Source organism: Paracoccaceae bacterium, from assembly GCA_033344815.1.
In the GTDB taxonomy this organism is placed as follows: domain Bacteria; phylum Pseudomonadota; class Alphaproteobacteria; order Rhodobacterales; family Rhodobacteraceae; genus Roseobacter.
The window spans coordinates 3,442,628-3,461,728 of record JAWPMR010000001.1 but is presented as its reverse complement, the minus strand read 5'-3'; the positions used below and the strand labels follow the sequence as shown (position 1 = coordinate 3,461,728).

Below are 19,101 nucleotides of genomic sequence, written 5' to 3'. Positions count from 1 at the left end.
CGCGCGGGGTATCAAACTAAACGTATCGCCTGCTTCAAAATCGCATCTTTCGGTGGCTCAACTCATTCGGGACCGGGCAGCGCATGTTGCGCACCCGCGTCGTGATCCCGGCTATCGCAGGTGCACCAGGACAATGGTGACTAAATGCCGCCTGCGAGGCAAAGAAACCGCCCCCCATCCACCCCCGCCAAACGTCTAAACGCTGCGAGACGAACACTCCGCCTTGAAAAGCACGCCCTAGGGTTGAAATTATTGGATTTTCGCAGGAGCCCGGCGTATAGTTGAACAGATCATGTGCACAAAAACGCAATGGCTTGGGTCAGACCACCCGCTTAGACTTCTCTTTCATCCCTGAACATAAGGTCTTCCAATGAGACAAGTTTCCAACACCCGTATTCTGGCCTCTGCTTTTGGCGGTCTCATTCTGGCGCTGCCGCAAACGGCAGTGGCGCAGGACAACACGTTCACATTCTATGGGCAGCTCAACTTCGGTCTTTTCAGCGCCGATGACGGCACGCAAAGCGAAAGTTACATCTCGGACAATGACAACTCCAACACGCGCGTCGGCGCGATCTGGGAAACCGGTCTGGCCAATGGCGCGACGCTGAAATTCCATTTTGAATCGGCACTTGGCCTGACCGGATCAAGTTCGGTCACCATTGACGACAATGGTCTGGATTTTGACTGGCGCCGCACCGAATTGCGCAAGTTCGAAGTGATCTATGACACGCCGACACTGGGGACATTCTCCTTTGGTCAGGGCAGCACGGCCACGGATGGCTATGCCGAGGCAGATCTGTCAGGCACGACAGTTGTGACCTATTCCTCCCTGTCGGATCTGGCGGGCAACATCGCGTTCCGTCCGTTGGGCGGCGCATCCTCCGGCATTGACATCGGTGACACGTTCAGTGATCTGGACGGCGCGCGCCGCTTCCGCCTTCGCTATGACACGCCTGATTTCAATGGCTTCGTGGCCAGTGTTTCAGCCGGTGAGGAAATCCTGACGGAAGGCGACGACCGCGAATTTTACGACCTGGGCCTTAAATACGTGCGCGATTACGGCGACATCAAGGTCGACGGTCGTCTGGGCTATGCATGGGTCAGCGGCGGCGATGAGAAGGCCATTGGCTCACTGGCCGTCTTGCACGAACCCACCGGCGTGAATGCGGCCTTTTCCACGGGCGCACAGCAGGACGGCGGTGATGACGATTTCGTCTATCTGAAACTGGGCGTGATCCGCGACTGGTTGCCTTTTGGCTCGACCGCCATTTCAATCGACGTCTATGAGGGCAATGATTTTGCCATCATCGGGTCGGAAAGCTCTTCGGTCGGCCTGGGCGTGGTGCAACGGTTTGATGATCAGAACCTCGAGGTTTATGCGGCCTACCGGACCTATGAGTTCCAGGAAGCCACAACACCGGTTGAGGACATTGACGTGATGGTCATCGGTGCACGCTGGAAATTCTGACGCCCCTGCCGCCTGCAGTGAAAACATAAGCCCATGCAATTGAAAACCGCCCCCGCCTGCTACATTGTCGCCTGACCGGGACTGTGCGTTGGGCGGGGGAGTTGAATGGTAAAGTGGTTTTTTGCAGTGAGTATTTTCTTGCTGGTCACGGCTTGTGGGTCCCGTGGGTCTGACCCGCAGGTTCGCCAGGTCGTCACCAACACTGCGGCCGGGTTTGCCATCGGGCCGATCGGATCCGCTTGTTTGGCGCAAAACCGTCGCAGCGCCACGCAACAACGCTGCGGTTGCATCCAGGAAGTTGCCAACCGCACCCTCACCTCCTCTCAACAAGCCCGCAGCACCCGGTTCTTTAACGAACCTTCACTGTTGCAAGACGTGCGCCAGTCAAGCGCCCCCTCCAATGTCCGGTTCTGGGAAGCCTGGCAAAGATTTGCGGAAACCTCCCAGGCGGTCTGCGCCAAATCCTGAAACATGCGGGTAGGGTGGGCTTCAGGCCACCTTTTGCGGACCCTTACAAACGGCGCATCCAGAACTGCAGCGGCTTCCTGGTCTCGGCCTCCTCGCCAAGGTCTTTCCACGAAAACGACGCGATCACATCCGGCAGGGGTTCATATCCCCGTTTACGCCAGAATGCGTCCAACGGGCGGTACTGTAGCGGGCGTTCAGAGTGATCCTCTGGACGCAAGACCGAACAAAAGCAAACCGTCTTGAAACCAGACTCCTGCGCATGTGTTTCGCGCGCATCAAAAAACGCATGTCCCACGCCCTGCCCGCGAAACGCAGGTAGCAAAACACTCTCCGCACAATAAAAAATGTCCGAAATCGCCAGCCCGGTGCTTGCAAAAGCCTGTCCGAAATCCCCGGCATGATCCGCCAGAGGCGTGCCGGTCGTGACCCCCACCAGCCGATCCTCCCGATACGCCCCCACCACAATCGCGCGCGGGCTTTCGAGATAGCGTTTCAGATAACCGCGTTCGTACTCGGTGTCACCATCATAGAGATAAGGCCACTCCCGAAACACCGCTATCCTGAGTGCGGCAATCTCGTCCAGGGTTTCAGACAGAGCGCGCCCCGTCAAACGTTGCAACCTCACCGCCATCGTCTCAGGACACCTGCGCAATCCAGTCGTTCAGATTATACCGTGTTGTCACCCGCGTAATCTTTCCCCCGGTGACATCAAAAAACGAACCGGCTGACAGCTTGTAGGATTGACCCCTTGCCTCGGGCAGTCCCGCGTCTGTTTCGAGATAACGGCCCTGAACATTGTATTCAGCCGCCGCACGACCGTGATCCGGGGCTTCAAAAATCACCATATCCACCAGTGTTTCATCATAGCATCGACTCATATGGGCGCAAAATTCAGCAAATGCCTCTTTGCCGATCCGGACGGTGCCTTCGTTCACGTGATGCGCCACATCCTGTGACAGACAGTCCAGCATGCCCGTCATATCTTTGGCGTTGAAGGCGTCAAAATACTGCTTGATGATGTGCTTCACAGACCCTCTCAAATTGCTTCTGTCGGCGGCCCGAAACGAGCAATCAGGCGTTCCATGATCTGGTCCCGCGCCTGACGGTAGCTCACCAGTTTGGCCTCCCGGGTCTCGCCCAGACCCGTGGGGTCCAGAATAGGCCAGTATTCGACGTCCAGATGGTAAAACCGCGTCAGATCCAGCGCGCGCCGTTGCGAAGCCGGGCTGAGCGCAATTACCAGATCAAAGGAGCCCAGATCATCCCCCCAGTTTTCCATTTCATCAAAACTGCGGCTGCGATGACGCGACAGTTCCACATTCATTTCCTGACAGACGGCGATGGAAAACCCGTCTATTTCCATATCATTTGTGACGCCCGCCGACTGCACATAGGTCCCTGTGCCGTATAGCTTTTTCATGATCCCTTCGGCCATCGGTGAGCGCACTGCGTTATGATCGCAACAAAACAGAACCGATTGAGGAAGGTCGTGCTCCATTCAGCCCCCGAAATGCAGAACACAAATCAAGGTGAACAGGCGCCGGGCGGTATCGGTATCCACCTCCGCCTTGCCTTCAAGCCGTTCCTGCAACACGCGCGAGCCTTCGTTGTGGATACCGCGCCGGGCCATGTCGATGGTTTCAATCTGGCTGGGCGGCAGCTTTTTCACCGCCTCGAAATAGCTTTCGCAGATCTGAAAATAGTCCTTCACCACCTGACGAAAGGGCCCCAGCGACAGATGAAACTCCGCAGCCTTTTCCGCGCTTTCAGTTGTGACGTCAAAGACCAGCCGCTTTTCGCGGATCGCAAGCCCCACATGATAGGGACCCTCCGGCACCGTCCGCCCATCCCGTTCGGGAAGCACAAAGGTGTTTTCCTCCAGAAGGTCAAACATCGCAACGCGGCGTTCCTGCTCAATTTCGGGCGTGGCCGGGGGCAGAGCAGAATCGTCAAGGAAAATCTCGGATATACGGGACATGGGTCAGGTTCTTTACACAAAACAGCAAGCTGACAAGTCTTAGCGCAGGTCCGCGCAAAAGGGCAATGCTCTAGCTGTCGTTGAGTTTACGCAACCGTGCCGTTACCGACAGACCGTGTGCTTCAAGGCTCTCGGAGTGCGCAAGGGTTTCTGCCGCAGGACCAATGGTCTTCAGAGCCTGTGGCGTCATACGCGCCATTGTGGTGCGTTTGACAAAATCGAGCACAGAGAGCCCGGATGAAAACCGCGCCGAACGCGCCGTCGGCAGCACATGGTTTGGCCCCCCGATATAGTCGCCAATAGCTTCGGGCGTCCATTGCCCCAGAAATATCGCACCGGCGTGAGTGATCTGCGCGCTTAGGCTATCAGGATCCGCGACGCAAAGCTCAAGGTGTTCCGGCGCGATCCGGTCGCTCAGCGCGGCAGCGGTTGCAAGATCGGGCACGCTGATCACCGCGCCGAAATCGCGCCAGCTGGGCCCCGCAATGACCCGGCGCTTCAGAGTTTCGAGGCGTTTTTCCACAGCATCCGCGACAGCACGGCCAAAATCGGCATCCGTCGTGATCAAGATAGACTGCGCGCTTTCGTCATGTTCCGCCTGACTGAGCAGGTCAAGCGCGATCCAATCGGGATCATTGTCCCCATCCGCGATCACCAGAATTTCCGATGGTCCGGCGATCATATCGATCCCGACTTTGCCAAAAACCCGCCGTTTGGCCGCCGCGACAAAGGCATTGCCCGGTCCGGTGATTTTATCCACGGGCGCAATCGTCTCGGTGCCATAGGCGAGGGCCGCAATCGCCTGCGCGCCGCCAATCCGGTAGATTTCATCAACCCCCGCAAGCGTTGCCGCCACCAGCACCAGCGGGTTCAGCACCCCATCGGGCGCCGGAACCACCATCGCCAGACGCGGCACGCCTGCGACTTTTGCGGGTATCGCATTCATCAAAACCGATGAGGGGTATGAGGCGAGCCCGCCCGGGACATAAAGCCCCGCAGCGGCCACCGGCGTCCAGCGCCAACCCAATGTCGCACCGGTGTCATCCTGCCATTCGGCATCCGTGGGGCGCTGGCGTTCGTGATAGGCGCGAATGCGGTCAGCGGCCAAGGCAAGGGCGGCGTGTTCTTCTTGCGATACTTGCGCGGTGGCCTCATCAATCTCGGCCTGCGTAATGCGCAAGCTCTCAGGCGTCAGGGTCAAACGGTCGAATTTTTGCGTGAGGTCAAGCACTGCGGCATCGCCACGTGCGCGCACATCCGCGATGATCTGGGCCACCGTCGCATCAACATCCGGGCTGTCTTCGCGCTTGGCACTCAGCAGGGATTGAAAGGCTGTTTCGAAATCTGTGTCAGTGGCGTTTAAAAAGACGGGCATACCGGTACCTTTGGCAGATCACATGAGTGTTACGGCGCGCCAAACCGTTTTATTCCGGGTGACCGGGGGTTTTCTTGGAAGGCGCAACATAGGGCTTTGTCACATCTTTCAATGCCACCTCAAGGGCTTCGACGGACAGGCGGATGGCACCGTCCCCGGCCAAGGTCAAAATCATGTGACCACCGGGGGCGTCAACCTCTTCAAAGGCAACCGACAGGATGGACAAGACAGTATCGCCATCCTTGCGGTCAATTCCGTTGCTGGCCACCCCGCGCACGCCCTCAAATACCAAGAGGGATTGCACCCGTTCCGGGGACAGGGCGCGCGCCGGGCCCTCTTCCCAGCGGAAACGGTTGATCAGCAGGGCAAACCGGTTTGCCCCCCGGTCCCAGCGCATTTCCGTTGCCGGAAAGACCGCGTCCTGCACCAGAGCGGAGATGACGGTCAGGTCCTCACCATCCAGCGCGCCAAGGTTCAGCGGGGCCTCATGGCCGTCTTCAAAACTTGCGTCCGTCATTTTTCTTGTATCCGTTCGATATCCGCCCCGACGCCGCGCAACTTGGCGACGACATGTTCATATCCGCGATCCAGGTGATAGACGCGACCCACGCGCGTTTCCCCTTCTGCCGCGAGGCCCGCAAGGATCAACGAGACAGACGCGCGCAGGTCGGTGGCCATGACCGGCGCGCCCTTGAGTTTACCCACGCCTTTTACGGTCGCAGTGCCCCCCTGTACGTCGATATCCGCACCCATGCGCATCAGTTCCGGCGCATGCATGAAGCGGTTTTCAAAGATCTTTTCCTCCAGCACCGACGTGCCATCCGCCGTGCAAAGCAGCGCCATCATCTGGGCCTGAAGGTCGGTGGGAAAGCCGGGAAAGGGCTCGGTGGTCACATCCACCGCATGCGTGATGTCACCGCGACGTTTCACCGAGAGGCCTTTTGGCGTTTCGCTGACCGCGATCCCGGCCGCGTCGAGTTTTTCGCAGAACGCCGCGACCAGATCGAGCCGGCCGCCGAGCAACTCAACCTCCCCGCCGCAGATTGCGGGGGCAAGCATATAGGTGCCCAGTTCGATGCGATCCGTGACCACCGCGTGGGTTGCGCCGCCCAGACGGTCCACGCCCTGAACGGTCAGGGTTGAGGTCCCTTCGCCGTCAATCTGTGCACCCATTGAGCGCAAACACCGCGCCAGATCAATGATTTCCGGTTCACGGGCGGCGTTATTGATGACGGTCGTGCCCTTGGCCAGGGTCGCCGCCATCAGTGCGTTTTCCGTTGCCCCGACGGAGGCAAAGTCAAAATCGACCTTCCCGCCCTTGAGCCCACCCGGGGCCCTGGCATGCACATAACCGTCCCTGAGTTCGAGCTCCGCCCCCATCGCCTCAAGCGCCTTGAGGTGCAGATCAACCGGACGCGCCCCGATCGCACATCCCCCGGGCAAGGAGACCACAGCATGCCCGAAACGCGCGAGAAGCGGCCCCAGCACGAGGATCGAGGCCCGCATTTTGCGCACGATATCGTAATGTGCCATGTGGTTGTTGATATCATGACTGGACAGGGCAATGACCTGCCCGCCCTGCAGCGACGTGACCTCCGCGCCCAGGGATTGCAGCAATTGCGTCATGGTTTTGATATCAGACAGACGCGGCGCATTGATCAGCGTCAACGGTTCCTCGGAAAGCAGCGTCGCGGGCATCAGCGTCAAACAGGCGTTTTTAGCGCCCGCAATCGGAATTTGCCCGCTGAGCGGGCCACCGCCCCGAACAAGAATGGAATCCATACGCTTATGCGTCCTTTTGTGATCCGGTGGGTGCCGGAGTGCCTGTTTGTGCCCCTTTTGTATCGCTGCGCGCTCTGCTCTGAGCTTTTCGCCGCGCAAGGTTTGCTTTCAGAGCGGCCTTGAGCCGATCTGCACGCGCATCCTTGGGTCCGGTTTGCTTTTTGGGGTCTGATTTATGAACCATGGCGTCTGTCTAGCGCAGGGTGCGCACAGCGTCCAGATTAGGCTTGCGCAAATGCGTTATTGCGTCTACTCACGCGCCACATCGGCGCTGCTGTAGCTCAGAGGTAGAGCACTCCCTTGGTAAGGGAGAGGTCGAGAGTTCGATTCTCTCCAGCAGCACCACAAAAGAATCCTCCATCCAAAACACTATCTAAAGCCTTAACGGTATAGATAAATCGGGAGTTCTAGCCCCCTCATTTCGGGTGCAGTAAACGGGGGAGGTAAAGGCGAGTTTCAGCACCATTCGGCGGACATGGATGTCACCATTATCCCATAGATTCCATGGAGTTGAGAGAAACTTCAGAACGAGTTCTAGTTTTTCTGCGTAGGTGCCTTTGGCCTCACCTTGATTTGAGACTTTTTCCACCAATCCGGCCCTCTGACGTTCCAGTTGCTCGACCTTGCTTTCATAGCGACGAATGACCGAGTCACTGCTGGCCCCCATGATGCGATCAAGGACGATTTCAATTTCCTTGTCCACGCGCCGCAATTCTTTCTTGGCAGACGTCACAATGGCCTTGGATTGATCGCAGCGCGTGCTGTGTCCCCAGCTAGCCGCTTCTTTCCGGCCTCCATGAAGTCTTTCGACCATTTGTAGTAGATGCCCTGCGATATCCCTTCACGGCGGCACAGCTCAGCAATGCTGTTTTCACCACGCAGACCATCCAACACGATCCTGATCTTCTCTTCAGATGAATAGTGCTTGCGCGTTGCACGTTTAATATCTTTGACGATCTTCTCGCCAAGGCTCTTCGCTGTCTTTCTCATCGTCCACTCCTCGGTGGTTACGATGAGCAACAAACACTCCCTTAGCAAATAACCCTATTTGGATCCATAAGCGCTGACGTCAGACAATCGCTCCCGCCCAGCGGATCGAGCATGCAGACCAATTCTTTGCAGCAAGTGGCGCAGACATTCGCCACGGCGGAAATTCTGCCCACTACAGCGACGGGACCGATCATGTGCAGATGCCGCATTTCGAGAGCTTCCGTAGCCCCGAGGCGTACTATGCCACGCTTGCCCACGAGTTGAACATCCTTCAAAATCGATTGTGATTAACTGGGCAAGTCCGCCAATGTCGTTTCAGATCTTGCGGATGTGATACCGTTTTATCTTGCGATAAAGGGTCGGTCGCGAGATCCCGAGCACGGCAGCCACGCGTGTCAGATTGCCATTTTCAGCGACGATAGTCCGCCGGATCGCACCCGCCTCGATGCTCTCCAGATCTCCCGAATTGGCGTCGAGGATATACTCCGGCGACCCCGCGTCACCGGCTTCGAAATCGTCCTGGATCTCTGATGGCAGATCCTGGGCCGTGACCACGCGGTCGGACTTGACCAGATAGAAGCGCTGCACGACGTTCCGCAGTTCACGAACATTTCCAGGCCATTGATAGTTGCACAACAGCTCAAGCGCCCTTTCTGTGAAAGTCATCCGCGTGTGCCCTGGCTTGGCCGCGAAGAGATCGGAAAAGTGTTCGACCAGCGCGGGCACATCCTCGCGGCGTTCGCGCAGCGGCGGCACTTCTATCGTCAAAACACCGATACGGTAGAACAGATCACGGCGAAACTTGCCCTTTTCTATTTCACACCGCAGATCGCGGTTCGTCATGGCGACGAGCCTGACATCGACATTGCGTCGCTTGCTGTCGCCTACGCGGTAGATCGACCGTTGCTCCAGCGCCCGGAGAAGATAGGGCTGCAATTCTATCGGCATATCGCCGATCTCATCGAGACAAAGAACCCCGCGATGCGCAAGCTCGAACTTGCCCGCGCGCCCACCGGGTGCCGCCCCCGTGAAGGCACCCCCGGCATAGCCGAACAGCTCGGCGCCTATCAGCTCGCCGGAAACCGCAGCGCAATTGACCGGAACGTAAGGAGCCTTGGCATCGGGCAACCGACTGTGGATCAACCGTGCGAAAAGCTCCTTTCCGACGCCGGTTTCCCCATGGATAAGCACCGACACATTCGCAAGCGCCGCACGTTCCGCCAAACCTATGGCGTCAAGCATCTTTGGCGAGCGTCCAACAATCTGAATTTCACTCTCAACGACGTTGGCGCGTGGTCTGATCCGGCAGGTCTCGACGACCTTGCGTTGCGCCTTGCTTTTGTCTTTCAGAAAGACTGCCGCGCCCCGGAATTCACCATCCAGCCTGAGCCTTTCGATGCCGCGAGTCTCAAGGTTCACCGGGAGGAGCTTGGGGATGTCCTGATCCGTCAATCCTTCCAGTTTTGGCAGCAACTTGTGCCCCACGGTCAGCTCCCGGCCACGCTCTAGATGGTCTGTCTCCAATCCCCGGCGGAACTGCACCCGACCGGACTGATCAACCAGAACGACGCCGTCGTTTCCTCGACCCTGGTCTGACAACAGGAACGCTTCCAGCAACTGTGTACGCTCAGCCTGTTTCTGATCGGCGAGCGCGATTTCGATCTCGTGTGCGGTTGCCAGAACAAGGGCTACATTATGCTGGCGGAAGATCTGTGGCGGGCCGGAAAGGTTAACCACCGCGATCGTCGTCTGGGTGAAAGGATCACGGATCGGCGCACCGGCACAGGTCCAAGATTGCACTCCCTCAACAAAATGTTCGGAGGCATGCACATAAGCCGGTCTGCCTGTCCGCAGCGCAGTCCCGATGCCGTTGGTCCCAATTGTGGCTTCGCTCCAATCTCCGCCGACCTCCAGATGGATGTCTTTGCCGTTCTCCAGCACGACACTGTCGCCGATGGCTTCAATGACGACGCCTTGATCATCGGCTAGGATCAGGATGGTCTTGGCCTCTTTCAGATGCGGTTCAAGCCGTTTGAACGCTACAGTGGCCGCTTTGCGCAAGGCGGCATTGCGTTCGCAGCGCAGGTAGAGTTGGTTCTCATCGTCGATCTTGCGCGAGGCCTGGGCGCCTGCATTCACACCGAATGCCTTGCTGCGTTTCCAGGAATCGAGAATTTCGTTTCGGACCTTCGAAGGTCGCTCGTCATGACGGGTTACGGAGGAGACGAAACGCTCCCACGCTTCTCGTGTGTCATTTTCCGAATGGCTTAGGTCAATAGTCACTTGCTGAGACCTCTTGCTTTCCGTTTCAATAGTCCTGTTGCTCCCCCAAAGGTCATGAGACGTGTTCCTGGTGTTAGGTCACGAGAAAAAGAACGGGGATTCCGGTCAGATGACCGGCGATACAAAAACTGTCTCCAACCCGGCGGCCAGATCTTGTTCGGTGAATTCGTCGGTTATTTGTTGTCCGTCGAGATGGGCGATTGCGTCCAATACGTCATCTTCAAGCGGCGACAGGAAGCCGTTTTCCCGCGTCGCCAGAACAAACTTCTTCGATAGAAAATTTCCGCGAATCTCACCTAGTAGCAACATCTGCTTGCCGTTGCATTTGTCCACAAGCACAACGCGGTTGTTGAGGCTGACCTTGACATAGGGCTCCGGCACATCGGACTGCACCTTCGCCTTAAGGTCATGAATGATCAGGCCTTCGGGCTGTGGCGCCTGCTTGCGGCGCGCTTCGTCCGCCTGCATCCGCGAGTAGCCCCCATTGCTGATCTGGTCGGCCAACTTGCGGATTGTACCAGCATTTTCCTTTAAAACACGGCGCGCTTTTACGTCTTCGAGACGCGGACCATCACGTTTCGAGAAAATATCCAAAATGTGTTCCTCCCATGGGTGTGTTAACAGAAAAGCCCCTCTACAGCCAATAAAATGGGCAAACTGCCTTGTACCTGCGCAATAGCTGGCCGTACCGCCTGACTATTCGCTTTCAACGGAGATGCGGGTTTTTTCCTTTTGGTTCATGTTATTATGCTGAAATTTATCGGTGCGCGCTGTGCGGTTCCCCGATCTGGATATGTTCAAAAACTGAACACATTTTTCAACCCGTCGCACGGTCTGGCCAGGGCATTGGCCCTGCACGTATCGAGCCAAGATCAAGCGATCGAGCGGTTCGGCGAACACTTGGTGACGCGACCGGGTCCGGCCTTCCTGACGCCAAAAGACCGGAGGGGAGTCTGGCTCCCGATCAAAGGTTCTGACGGTCCAGTTCCGAGGTGATGCAATCAGCCTGCCGGATGACCAGCCCCACAATAGTCAGCGTCAGATTTTACGCCGCCCCGGTCGTGAACCGATTGCCGTCCTAGACAAACGGGTTAGCGATGTCATGGGTCCGACCATGCGCATTTACATCTCTATCGCGCGTATTTGCCGACATGCGATTGGTCTCAAGGTCCTGTGTCAAGGGATAGGGCAACGTCGCGCCGACCGCCTCATAGACCGCAGCGTCCTGCATGTAGACATGGTTGCGCTTGGCAACATCGTTTGGATGGTCGTCGAAATATACATCCGTCACTGGCAGTCCGTGCGGGGCCTTCACCTCGTGTTTGAGCGTGATGCGGTTGGTTTCCTGCGGCATGTCCTTGCCTACAATCCACATGCCAACCACTTTTTTATCGTGGCCAAGTGCTGTGGTGAACTCGCGCCCGCAGGCGCTGCGATCAAAGAAGATGACCATGATTGGCAGACCAAGTATGAGCATCTCAAACTCAAAACCGGAGATAAAGCCACGGCGTGGGTCATGGCGGCATTCGTCCTGAAGGATACGCGCCTTCTGATCATGCTCGGTTCCTTCGACGTCAACATAGACCAAGCCAGTAATATCGCCGATATCGTCAAAGCCGTAGTCGATGTAACCGCCTGCCGAATAGCTGTCGTTCTTGACGGCGAAGATCGGCCAGACGGCATTCTGGTTATAGAGACCCGTCACCAGACCGCCGCGTATCTGTTGGAAGAACGCGCTGTCTGCTATGGCGCGCAGCACGCTCACGCGGTCACGCGCCCACCTGAAATTGACGTAGTCGGCGCAGCCTTTGCCGTGTGCCGCCGCGTTGAGCGCAGAAATTCCCATCTCCACACCAGGCGCAGCCTTTTCGTTGTCGTAACCCTTCACAGCTTGCGCGTAGGACTCGTCCTGCACCTGTTCGAGCGGATAGATGTCGCGCGCCATCTGGATCAGAGTGGCCATCGTCGCTGGTGTGAGAAATTCGCGCTTAAGCGCCCGGTTATCGACCTGCGCCTGCCCGGCCATAAAGCCTGCGCCGATCACAAAGCTAGCGCCAAAAGACGGATCTTGCGTCAGTACCTCCGGCACGTCACGAGTTGTGACGCAAGTGCCATATCTTCCCCTTGCCCTGGGACCTACGGAGAGCACACCGCGTGCTGCAGCAGCTCGATCTCATAGCCATAGGGGTCCTGAACGAAGAAAATGCGCGCAAGCAGTTTATCCTTATGGTTGAGATCAACAAGTTTTCGGAGCGAAAGACCGGCGGCCTAGAACCGAACATGCTCGGCACAAAACGCTGCTTGCCTGCAACTGTTACCCATCTTATGAGGCCCGGGTGTCCCTGTGCTGGTCGTCACCTCAAGCTTGAACGGGTTTTCGGCGTTGGAGCACTACACAAACGTGAAGCCGTCAACGTCGATCCGGTCGGCCAGGTCGGGGCCAAAAACCTCACGGAAAAAGGCGGCTGGGGAGGAAGCGGTCACCGCAGGGCGGGGCATCACAGGCGAACGAGCCGCACAAGGATACCTTCGGGGTCAGATGTGCGGGTCAAGGAACAATCACCCCGCGGCCGGTGAACTTGCGATCCTTGAAATCAGCAATCGCCTGATTGATGTTAGCAAGGCTGTATTCCGTCTGGTGCATCTTCACCTTACCATCGGCATTCATCTCCATCAGCTCGACTAGTTCCACATAGTCGCCCACAAGGCTCCCGCCGATCTTGATCTCATTGGCCACCAGTTCCAGCGTCGGGACTTCGACGGTGCCGCCGTAGCCCACCATGATCAGCTCTCCGCCTTGGCGTAGCAGCTTCCAGCAGACGTTTTCGGTGCCGTGCTCGCCCACGAAGTCAATCGCCACATGCGCGCCGCCACCGGTCAGATCCTTGACTTCATCAATTAGGTTTGGCCCACCATCCAGCACGATATCAGCCCCAAGATCCTTGGCAAGCGCACGTGCCGCAGGTTCCTGATCCACCGCGATTACCCGTGCGCCGCTGGCATGTTTGAGCACCTGAAGCGCGATATGGCCCAGCCCGCCGATCCCCAACAACAAGACATAGCCGCCGGGATTGAGCAGTTTGGCAGCTTTCTTGGCTGCACGGTAGGCCGTGATGCCCGCATCAGCCATCGGTGCCACCTCAAGCGGCGTGACCCCGGTATTGAGCTTGATGACAGAGCTTTCGTTTGTCTTGAAATATTCCGCAAACCCGCCATCGAGGCCAAGTCCGGGAAAGAGACCGTGGTCGCAATACATGTCGTGGCCGTAGCGACAGTTCAGGCAGATGCCGCAGCTTCGATGCGGATGGCAGATCACCGCGTCGCCGGGTTTGACCGAGGTCACAGCGCTGCCCACATCCTCGACCCAGCCTGCGTTCTCATGGCCCAGCACGTAGGGCAGCAAGCTGCCTTCGGTGTCCATGATATCCTTCCAGACCCCTTCGATGATGTGCAGATCGGTGCGGCAGAGGCCGGCGGCCCCGACTTTGACAATCACCTCGTCCGGAGCTGCGACGTCGGGCTCTTTCACATCCTCGATCTTCAGATTCACGTTCATGGCCGGATCGTATTCGTAGAGTCTCGCTGCTTTCATGGTCCCATTCCTTCGTTCTGATCGGACCGGCCCCGGAAGGCCGGTCCCGCTTGGTCTCCCGCGCTCAGGCGCGGCCCAGCAATTCCGCGCCGCCGCCCAGGGCGGGGCCCTCGGTTGGATCGGCCTCACCTTCTTCAAGATCGCCGACCAGAGTTTCTGTGGTCAGGATCAGCGTGGCCACCGACGCCGCATTCACCAGGGCGCTGGCAGGCACCCGAGCCGGATCGATGATGCCTGCCTCATACATGTCGCCGAATGTGCCGGTCGCGGCGTTGTAGCCATGGCCCGGCACGCCCTCGACCACCGCTTTCACGACCGCATCGACATCGCCACCGGCGTTGCTCACGATACGGCTCAGCGGCTGGGTCAGGATCGAACGCACCAGCTGGATGCCCTTGGCCACGTCGCCCAGCGCGTCGAGACTGTCGAGGCATGCGCCGATCTGGGCCAGCGCTGTTCCACCGCCCGAGACAACGCCATCCTCCGCCGCCGCGCGCACCGCGCACAGCGCATCATCAATAAGCTGAATGGTGCGCTTCTGCTCAACGGGCGTAAAGCCGCCCGCATAGATGATCGCGCTCCCGCCGGTCAGCTTGGACAGCCGTTCGCGCAGTTTGTCCTTGTCGATATTGGGCGGGGCCACGTCATGCTGGCGTTGCACCTGGTTGCGGCGCGCGCTGATCGCGTCAGGATCACCCTCGCCCCGCAAAATAGACGTAACCGAGGCATGCGAGCGGACCACTTCGGCACCGCCCAGCTGTGCGCGCGTGACGTTCTCGATCTTTTTGCCAAGATCACGCGCCAGCACTTCTCCGCCGGTCAGAATCGCCAGATCGTCCATCATCGCGCTGCGCCAATGGCCGTATTCCGGCGGGTGCACGATCAGATACTTGCCCGCCCCACCGCCTTCGAGCAGCTTGATCACCACTTCGGGCGCGATCTCTTCGGCGATGATCAGCAAGGGCCGGTTCTCGCCATCAGCAATCGAGAGGGCGGTATCGAGAACTGCGGGATTGAGGATTTTTTGATCCGTCATCAGGATCAGCGGATTGCGCAGCACCGCTTCCATGTTCTCGCGGTCTGTCACCATATGATGCGAGATGTAGCCACGCTCGAAGGACATGCCTTCGACCACGTCCATTGTGGTCTCGATAGTGACTCCGAAGTCAGCCGAAATCACACCGTCGCGTCCGACACGACGGAAGGCTTCGGCCACCAACTCGCCCAGTTTGGGATCGGTCGAGGACACCCGTGCCACCGCTTGAAGATATTCGGGATGTTCCTCACAATCGAGAGAAGAGTCGTCTATGGCATCAATGATCCGCGCCACCGCAAGATCGATGCCCTTGCAAAGATCGACCGGTTTGACGCCACTGCCCGTCAGCTCAACCCCGCGCTGGATCAGCGCGTTGGCCAGGACGATGGCCGTTGTCGTGCCGTCACCCGCCACGTCATTGGTCTGCATCGACACTTCGCGCACCACCTGCGCGCCCATGTTCTCGAACCGGTCGTCCAACTCGATCTCCGAAGCGATGCTGACGCCGTCGCGGGTCACCAGGGGTGTGCCCACCGGACGGTCGACCATCGCATTGAGACCCTTGGGGCCCAATGTCGGCTCCACCGCTGCTGCAAGCCGTCCGACGCCGCGCGCAAGGCAGTTTCTCGCAACCGCACCATGTACCATGAGTTTAGCCATAAATTCCTCCTCCCGCCTGACGATCAAATCAGGCATGCTCCCAGTTGATTTATTGTTTCCAGCGTCTTAGCCGGTTGCCGTTGCCCCACCTCGCGGTGGCACGCGGCCTGCGATGAAATCGACCAGCGTCGGGCCATCCGGTCCGATCTCGACCTCCTTGTAGCGGGTCTTGGCAAGCCCCCGGCACATGGCGCTGTTGAACTCCATGTTGATGCGGGTGCTGCGCAGACGACCGAGATGCTCTGTCAGATTGGCCTCGCTGATCGGCGCGCCTTGCCAGGTCGGAAAAGCCAGATCGTCGGGGTTCTTGGCCAGTCCACGGGACAGCAACAGCTCGAGATAACGCGGCTTTTGCCGCAGCTCCTCTTCGCCCTGAAAGGCAATCTGCTGAAACGTCTCAAGCGTCATGGACACGATGTCCTGTGCGCTTTGACCCAGCGAACCCAACCCCAGAAGCACAGTTTCCTGACGCCGATCAAACGCCTTCGCGGCGAACTTCTCTTCCACCCGTTCAAGATTGGCCCCGTCGCAATACTGCGCAAAGACATCGCAGTAAGCACGGCCGCTATTGACGCCCTCGTTGACCTCGTCTCCGAAACAATGATCGCTGAGATGCACCTGCGTCTCGACCACCCAAGGCAGAGACACCACCGCGCTGCGAATGCCAAAGGCCATCAGGAAGGCGAAGTTCGGCGAACACCAATAGGTAGGTAGCCGGAAGTCGACCCGAACTACCCGTGCATCCGAGACTTCGATCCGCTCAACGAAGCCCATATCGGTGATGGGCTCGTCAAGCTCGGGGTCCGTCACGCCGTCGAGACGGCCCCAGATCTCCACCTCAAGCTCTGTTTTGAGAGTTTCGCGCAACATCGGTTCACTCCGCCGCGATTTGCACAGGTGCGCCGGCCAATTCGGCCTTCTTTTGCGCGACATCGACGCCATAAAGCCTTGCCGCATTGAGCCCGAGAATCTTCTCCTTGGTTTCGTCGGTCAATTGCACACCGCGCTCTTGGGCGATGTCGTCGGGGATTTGGAAGTTCCACAGCTTTTCCACCTGCCATTGCGGCGTCCAGATCGCGTAATCCGAGCCGAACAGGATCTTCTCGTCACCGATCCAGAATAGCAGTTCCGCGATCACTTCGCCGAAATATCGTGGGCGGGCATGAATGAAGGGCAGCGCCACCGCGAGACCGGCATAGACGTTGGTTTCCTGCGTCGCGATCCAGCAGAAATCGTCCAGTCGCGGTAACCCGCAATGCTCAATGATCCAGTTGAGGTTCTGGAAGTCAGTGGCCGCATAGTCAACGTCATGCACATCAAACGCGTCTTTCGACAACGGAATGATCGTCGGGCCCTTATGAACATGAATATTGTGGATGCCCAGCTTGTCGCAGAGCTCAAAGCACTTGTAGGCTGCCGGATCGTTCAGCGCCCAGCCCTTGCTATCGCCATTCCACTCGGCCGTGTACATCTTCACGCCTTTGATATCAAAGGTTTCTTTCATGTAATGGATGTACTCCAACGCCTTCTCGCCGTCGCGCGGATCGAACGTGCCGTTGACGATGAAGCGTTCCGGATGGCGTTCCGCCATAGCATTGCTGCGCTCGATCGACGAAAAACCATTCTTGTAAAAATCGCTCAGATAGGTCGACTGGATGATCGCCATGTCGTCCGGTCCGTCGATGAACAGATCACGATAGATATCGTCTTCGGAATACTTCTCGAACTTGGATTTTTCCCAGAGTTGTTCCTCGGGGCTAAGATTGGTGTGGTAGGCATAAAAGCAGTCGATGAACTGCTTGCCATGTACGTTGGCCTGGTTCTCCGGGCTTCCATCCCAAAAATGCGTGTGGCCGTCGAGAACGAAAATCTCTTTTCCATCGGGTGTCTTGTACATTGTGCTCTCCCTTGGGTGCAGTGTTTTTGTTTGAATACCCGGGGGCCGGTGCCGGCCCCCGAAGATCTGCGTCAGGTGGCGTCAGATGAATTCCATCACTTCGTTCATGTCGCCAAAGAGGATGACGGTGTTGTCATCAACCCGGACCATGCGCCCGTAGTGGGTGGAGGTGTTGACCTCGAAGGTCTCGGCGGTCATTTCGCGCCCAAGATATTCAGTGATCTCGTCCATCTTGAAGATCAGCTTGCCCTCGCCGTCGACACGGATGGTCGCAGGGTTGTAGGTCACCGTGACTTTCGGATCCTGCCCCATGAATTCGGCGATGGCGCGGGCCTCGACGGAATCGTTCATGGTGACGCCGCATTGATGCGAAACCTCGCGCGAGCTCAGATCGATGTCCTTCATTGATTTGAAGATGTTTTGCTTGGATGAATCGCGTGCAACATTAGACATAAATATATCCCTTTCAGAGAGTTATCCGATACCCAGCTCATCGATGATGTGGCTGAGCCGCTCGTGCGACACGGCTTTGACATCCTCAAAAGAGACCGGCTTGGAATGGGGTTGTGACCAGATCGGCTGCAATGCTGCGGCGGCCTTGTCGGCCAGATCGCGATGCTTGTTCAGCCAGGCCGTGAAGAGCTTGCGGTTTTGTGTTCCAAACTCTTCGTCATTGGCCAGCAAGTAGACCAGATCGACAGTGTTCGCGAGATTACGCTCGAAATCGGCCTCCGCAGCGGAGATCACCGGCGGCGTGATAAAGTCATTATTGGCCGCAGCGACCTGCATGAAGAAACCCGAACGGATCAATTCGCCCACCAGCGGTTCGAAAACGATATTGATCGCAAAGTACTGTTCCAGGTAATCCTCACAGCCCATGATCGTCTCGATGGCTTCGCGTGTCGGTTGCCAGATCGGATCTTCCAGCCAGGCCTGCTTGCCCAGATCGTCATTCCAGCCCTCGATATCCATGCCGATCTCGGCCAGATACAGCGTGATGTCCTGCGCAAGACGCTGCTTGTAGGATGAATTGGTCAGCGTCGCATTATTGATCATCTGCGTGTAGCCATAGCGCTGCGCCTGCATCAGCGAGGTGCCAAGGCCAAATTCGGCATGTTTCCATGCACCCAGATGTTTTTGCAGGATCGTCGTCCACGCCTTGTCAAAAGTGGCCGGCGCGCCGGCTTTGCGGGCGTTCTGAATAACGCTCTGCACCATGGTCTCGATCCTGGACTGGCGCTGGTAGTGTGTGCGCTCCCACTCCTGATCAGGCGCGCGAAAGGCGTGCCAATTGCTCGACCGTGCGGCGGTGTAGTCCTTTTGATAGGCGCCGCCACCTTTGCCGCCCTCAAACTCGATGATCCAGTTCTGTATCAGATAGCGTTCGGGATCGGGCTGGACGTCAACTGTGACATCCTCGTAATGCGTTGCCCTTTTGCCGCGTGGGGTGAAGTAGTTGTATTTGCGGCTTGTCGATCCGACGAACTGTGCGGCCCCTGCCGCACCGGATCCCACTGAGCTTGATGTTGCTACCATTTTAGCCTCCCTTGAGTTGTGTCACGTCACTAGCGT

The 19,101-nt window shown here is 57.8% G+C and carries 21 protein-coding genes, 1 tRNA gene and 1 pseudogene; 4 read left to right on the top strand and 19 right to left on the bottom strand.

The genetic code is table 11. The features are described 5' to 3' along the window. The first annotated feature begins 370 nt into the window (after nt 1-370). Both R8G34_16025 and R8G34_16020 read left to right on the top strand, forming a co-directional pair. The gene (locus R8G34_16025; protein MDW3224361.1) at nt 371-1,468 is read left to right on the top strand and encodes a porin; all 1,098 of its coding nucleotides are present in this window, start codon (nt 371-373) and stop codon (nt 1,466-1,468) included. 105 nt (nt 1,469-1,573) lie between these two features. Beyond that, nucleotides 1,574-1,936: a hypothetical protein gene (locus tag R8G34_16020; GenBank protein MDW3224360.1), complete on the top strand. Its 363-nt coding sequence runs from the start codon at nt 1,574-1,576 to the stop codon at nt 1,934-1,936. 43 nt (nt 1,937-1,979) lie between these two features. On the opposite strand, the gene R8G34_16015 is transcribed toward R8G34_16020, so the two are convergent. The 8 genes from R8G34_16015 to R8G34_15980 all read right to left on the bottom strand — a co-directional run bounded on the left by R8G34_16015 (nt 1,980) and on the right by R8G34_15980 (nt 7,255). Then, complete coding sequence (locus R8G34_16015) at nt 1,980-2,567, bottom strand: GNAT family N-acetyltransferase (protein ID MDW3224359.1); 588 nt, start codon at nt 2,565-2,567, stop codon at nt 1,980-1,982. A 4-nt stretch (nt 2,568-2,571) separates the two neighbouring features. Beyond that, on the bottom strand, nt 2,572-2,964 hold the full coding sequence (locus R8G34_16010; protein ID MDW3224358.1) for a ketosteroid isomerase-related protein: 393 nt from the start codon (nt 2,962-2,964) through the stop codon (nt 2,572-2,574). A gap of 8 nt (nt 2,965-2,972) precedes the next feature. Continuing rightward, entirely contained in the window at nt 2,973-3,434 is a 462-nt protein-coding gene (locus R8G34_16005; GenBank protein ID MDW3224357.1) for a low molecular weight phosphatase family protein, read from the bottom strand. Continuing rightward, complete coding sequence (locus R8G34_16000; GenBank protein ID MDW3224356.1) at nt 3,435-3,914, bottom strand: UPF0262 family protein; 480 nt, start codon at nt 3,912-3,914, stop codon at nt 3,435-3,437. It lies immediately after the preceding gene. Between the two features lie 70 nt (nt 3,915-3,984). After that, nucleotides 3,985-5,289, bottom strand: coding sequence for a histidinol dehydrogenase (hisD, locus tag R8G34_15995; GenBank protein MDW3224355.1), 1,305 nt, complete (start codon nt 5,287-5,289; stop codon nt 3,985-3,987). A 49-nt stretch (nt 5,290-5,338) separates the two neighbouring features. Then, complete coding sequence (locus tag R8G34_15990) at nt 5,339-5,806, bottom strand: DUF2948 family protein (GenBank protein MDW3224354.1); 468 nt, start codon at nt 5,804-5,806, stop codon at nt 5,339-5,341. Beyond that, nucleotides 5,803-7,071 carry a UDP-N-acetylglucosamine 1-carboxyvinyltransferase gene (gene murA, locus R8G34_15985; GenBank protein ID MDW3224353.1) on the bottom strand — a complete coding sequence of 423 codons (1,269 nt, stop codon included), beginning with the start codon at nt 7,069-7,071 and terminating at the stop codon, nt 5,803-5,805. Before murA ends, R8G34_15990 begins: the two co-directional genes overlap by 4 nt. 4 nt (nt 7,072-7,075) lie before the next feature. Further along, nucleotides 7,076-7,255: a hypothetical protein gene (locus R8G34_15980; protein ID MDW3224352.1), complete on the bottom strand. Its 180-nt coding sequence runs from the start codon at nt 7,253-7,255 to the stop codon at nt 7,076-7,078. Nucleotides 7,256-7,341: 86 nt separating this feature from the next. Here R8G34_15980 and R8G34_15975 point away from each other — a divergent pair. Beyond that, nucleotides 7,342-7,416: transfer RNA gene (locus R8G34_15975), tRNA-Thr, on the top strand. Between the two features lie 28 nt (nt 7,417-7,444). On the opposite strand, the gene R8G34_15970 is transcribed toward R8G34_15975, so the two are convergent. Continuing rightward, a complete protein-coding gene (locus R8G34_15970; GenBank protein MDW3224351.1) occupies nt 7,445-7,774 on the bottom strand; it encodes a hypothetical protein in 330 nt (109 codons plus the stop codon). Between the two features lie 47 nt (nt 7,775-7,821). Then, nucleotides 7,822-8,061: pseudogene (locus R8G34_15965) on the bottom strand (transposase). Nucleotides 8,062-8,147: 86 nt separating this feature from the next. Here R8G34_15965 and R8G34_15960 point away from each other — a divergent pair. Continuing rightward, nucleotides 8,148-8,348: a zincin-like metallopeptidase domain-containing protein gene (locus R8G34_15960; protein ID MDW3224350.1), complete on the top strand. Its 201-nt coding sequence runs from the start codon at nt 8,148-8,150 to the stop codon at nt 8,346-8,348. Nucleotides 8,349-8,376: 28 nt separating this feature from the next. Here the strand turns inward: R8G34_15960 and R8G34_15955 are convergent, their stop codons facing one another. From R8G34_15955 to R8G34_15915, 9 genes are all read right to left on the bottom strand, one after another. Further along, entirely contained in the window at nt 8,377-10,344 is a 1,968-nt protein-coding gene (locus R8G34_15955; GenBank protein ID MDW3224349.1) for a sigma-54-dependent Fis family transcriptional regulator, read from the bottom strand. A gap of 105 nt (nt 10,345-10,449) precedes the next feature. Beyond that, nucleotides 10,450-10,848, bottom strand: coding sequence for a hypothetical protein (locus R8G34_15950; GenBank protein MDW3224348.1), 399 nt, complete (start codon nt 10,846-10,848; stop codon nt 10,450-10,452). A 574-nt stretch (nt 10,849-11,422) separates the two neighbouring features. Further along, nucleotides 11,423-12,433, bottom strand: a complete 1,011-nt coding sequence (locus tag R8G34_15945) for a hypothetical protein (protein MDW3224347.1) — start codon at nt 12,431-12,433, stop codon at nt 11,423-11,425. 459 nt (nt 12,434-12,892) lie between these two features. Further along, complete coding sequence (locus R8G34_15940; GenBank protein MDW3224346.1) at nt 12,893-13,936, bottom strand: NAD(P)-dependent alcohol dehydrogenase; 1,044 nt, start codon at nt 13,934-13,936, stop codon at nt 12,893-12,895. Nucleotides 13,937-14,000: 64 nt separating this feature from the next. Beyond that, the gene (locus R8G34_15935) at nt 14,001-15,668 is read right to left on the bottom strand and encodes a molecular chaperone GroEL (GenBank protein ID MDW3224345.1); all 1,668 of its coding nucleotides are present in this window, start codon (nt 15,666-15,668) and stop codon (nt 14,001-14,003) included. 30 nt (nt 15,669-15,698) lie between these two features. Further along, complete coding sequence (locus R8G34_15930) at nt 15,699-16,502, bottom strand: iron-sulfur cluster assembly protein (GenBank protein ID MDW3224344.1); 804 nt, start codon at nt 16,500-16,502, stop codon at nt 15,699-15,701. A gap of 4 nt (nt 16,503-16,506) precedes the next feature. Beyond that, nucleotides 16,507-17,529 carry an amidohydrolase family protein gene (locus tag R8G34_15925; GenBank protein ID MDW3224343.1) on the bottom strand — a complete coding sequence of 341 codons (1,023 nt, stop codon included), beginning with the start codon at nt 17,527-17,529 and terminating at the stop codon, nt 16,507-16,509. Between the two features lie 81 nt (nt 17,530-17,610). Next, entirely contained in the window at nt 17,611-17,934 is a 324-nt protein-coding gene (locus R8G34_15920) for an MmoB/DmpM family protein (protein ID MDW3224342.1), read from the bottom strand. A gap of 69 nt (nt 17,935-18,003) precedes the next feature. Then, the gene (locus R8G34_15915) at nt 18,004-19,065 is read right to left on the bottom strand and encodes an aromatic/alkene monooxygenase hydroxylase subunit beta (GenBank protein MDW3224341.1); all 1,062 of its coding nucleotides are present in this window, start codon (nt 19,063-19,065) and stop codon (nt 18,004-18,006) included. Between the last annotated feature and the right edge of the window lie 36 nt (nt 19,066-19,101).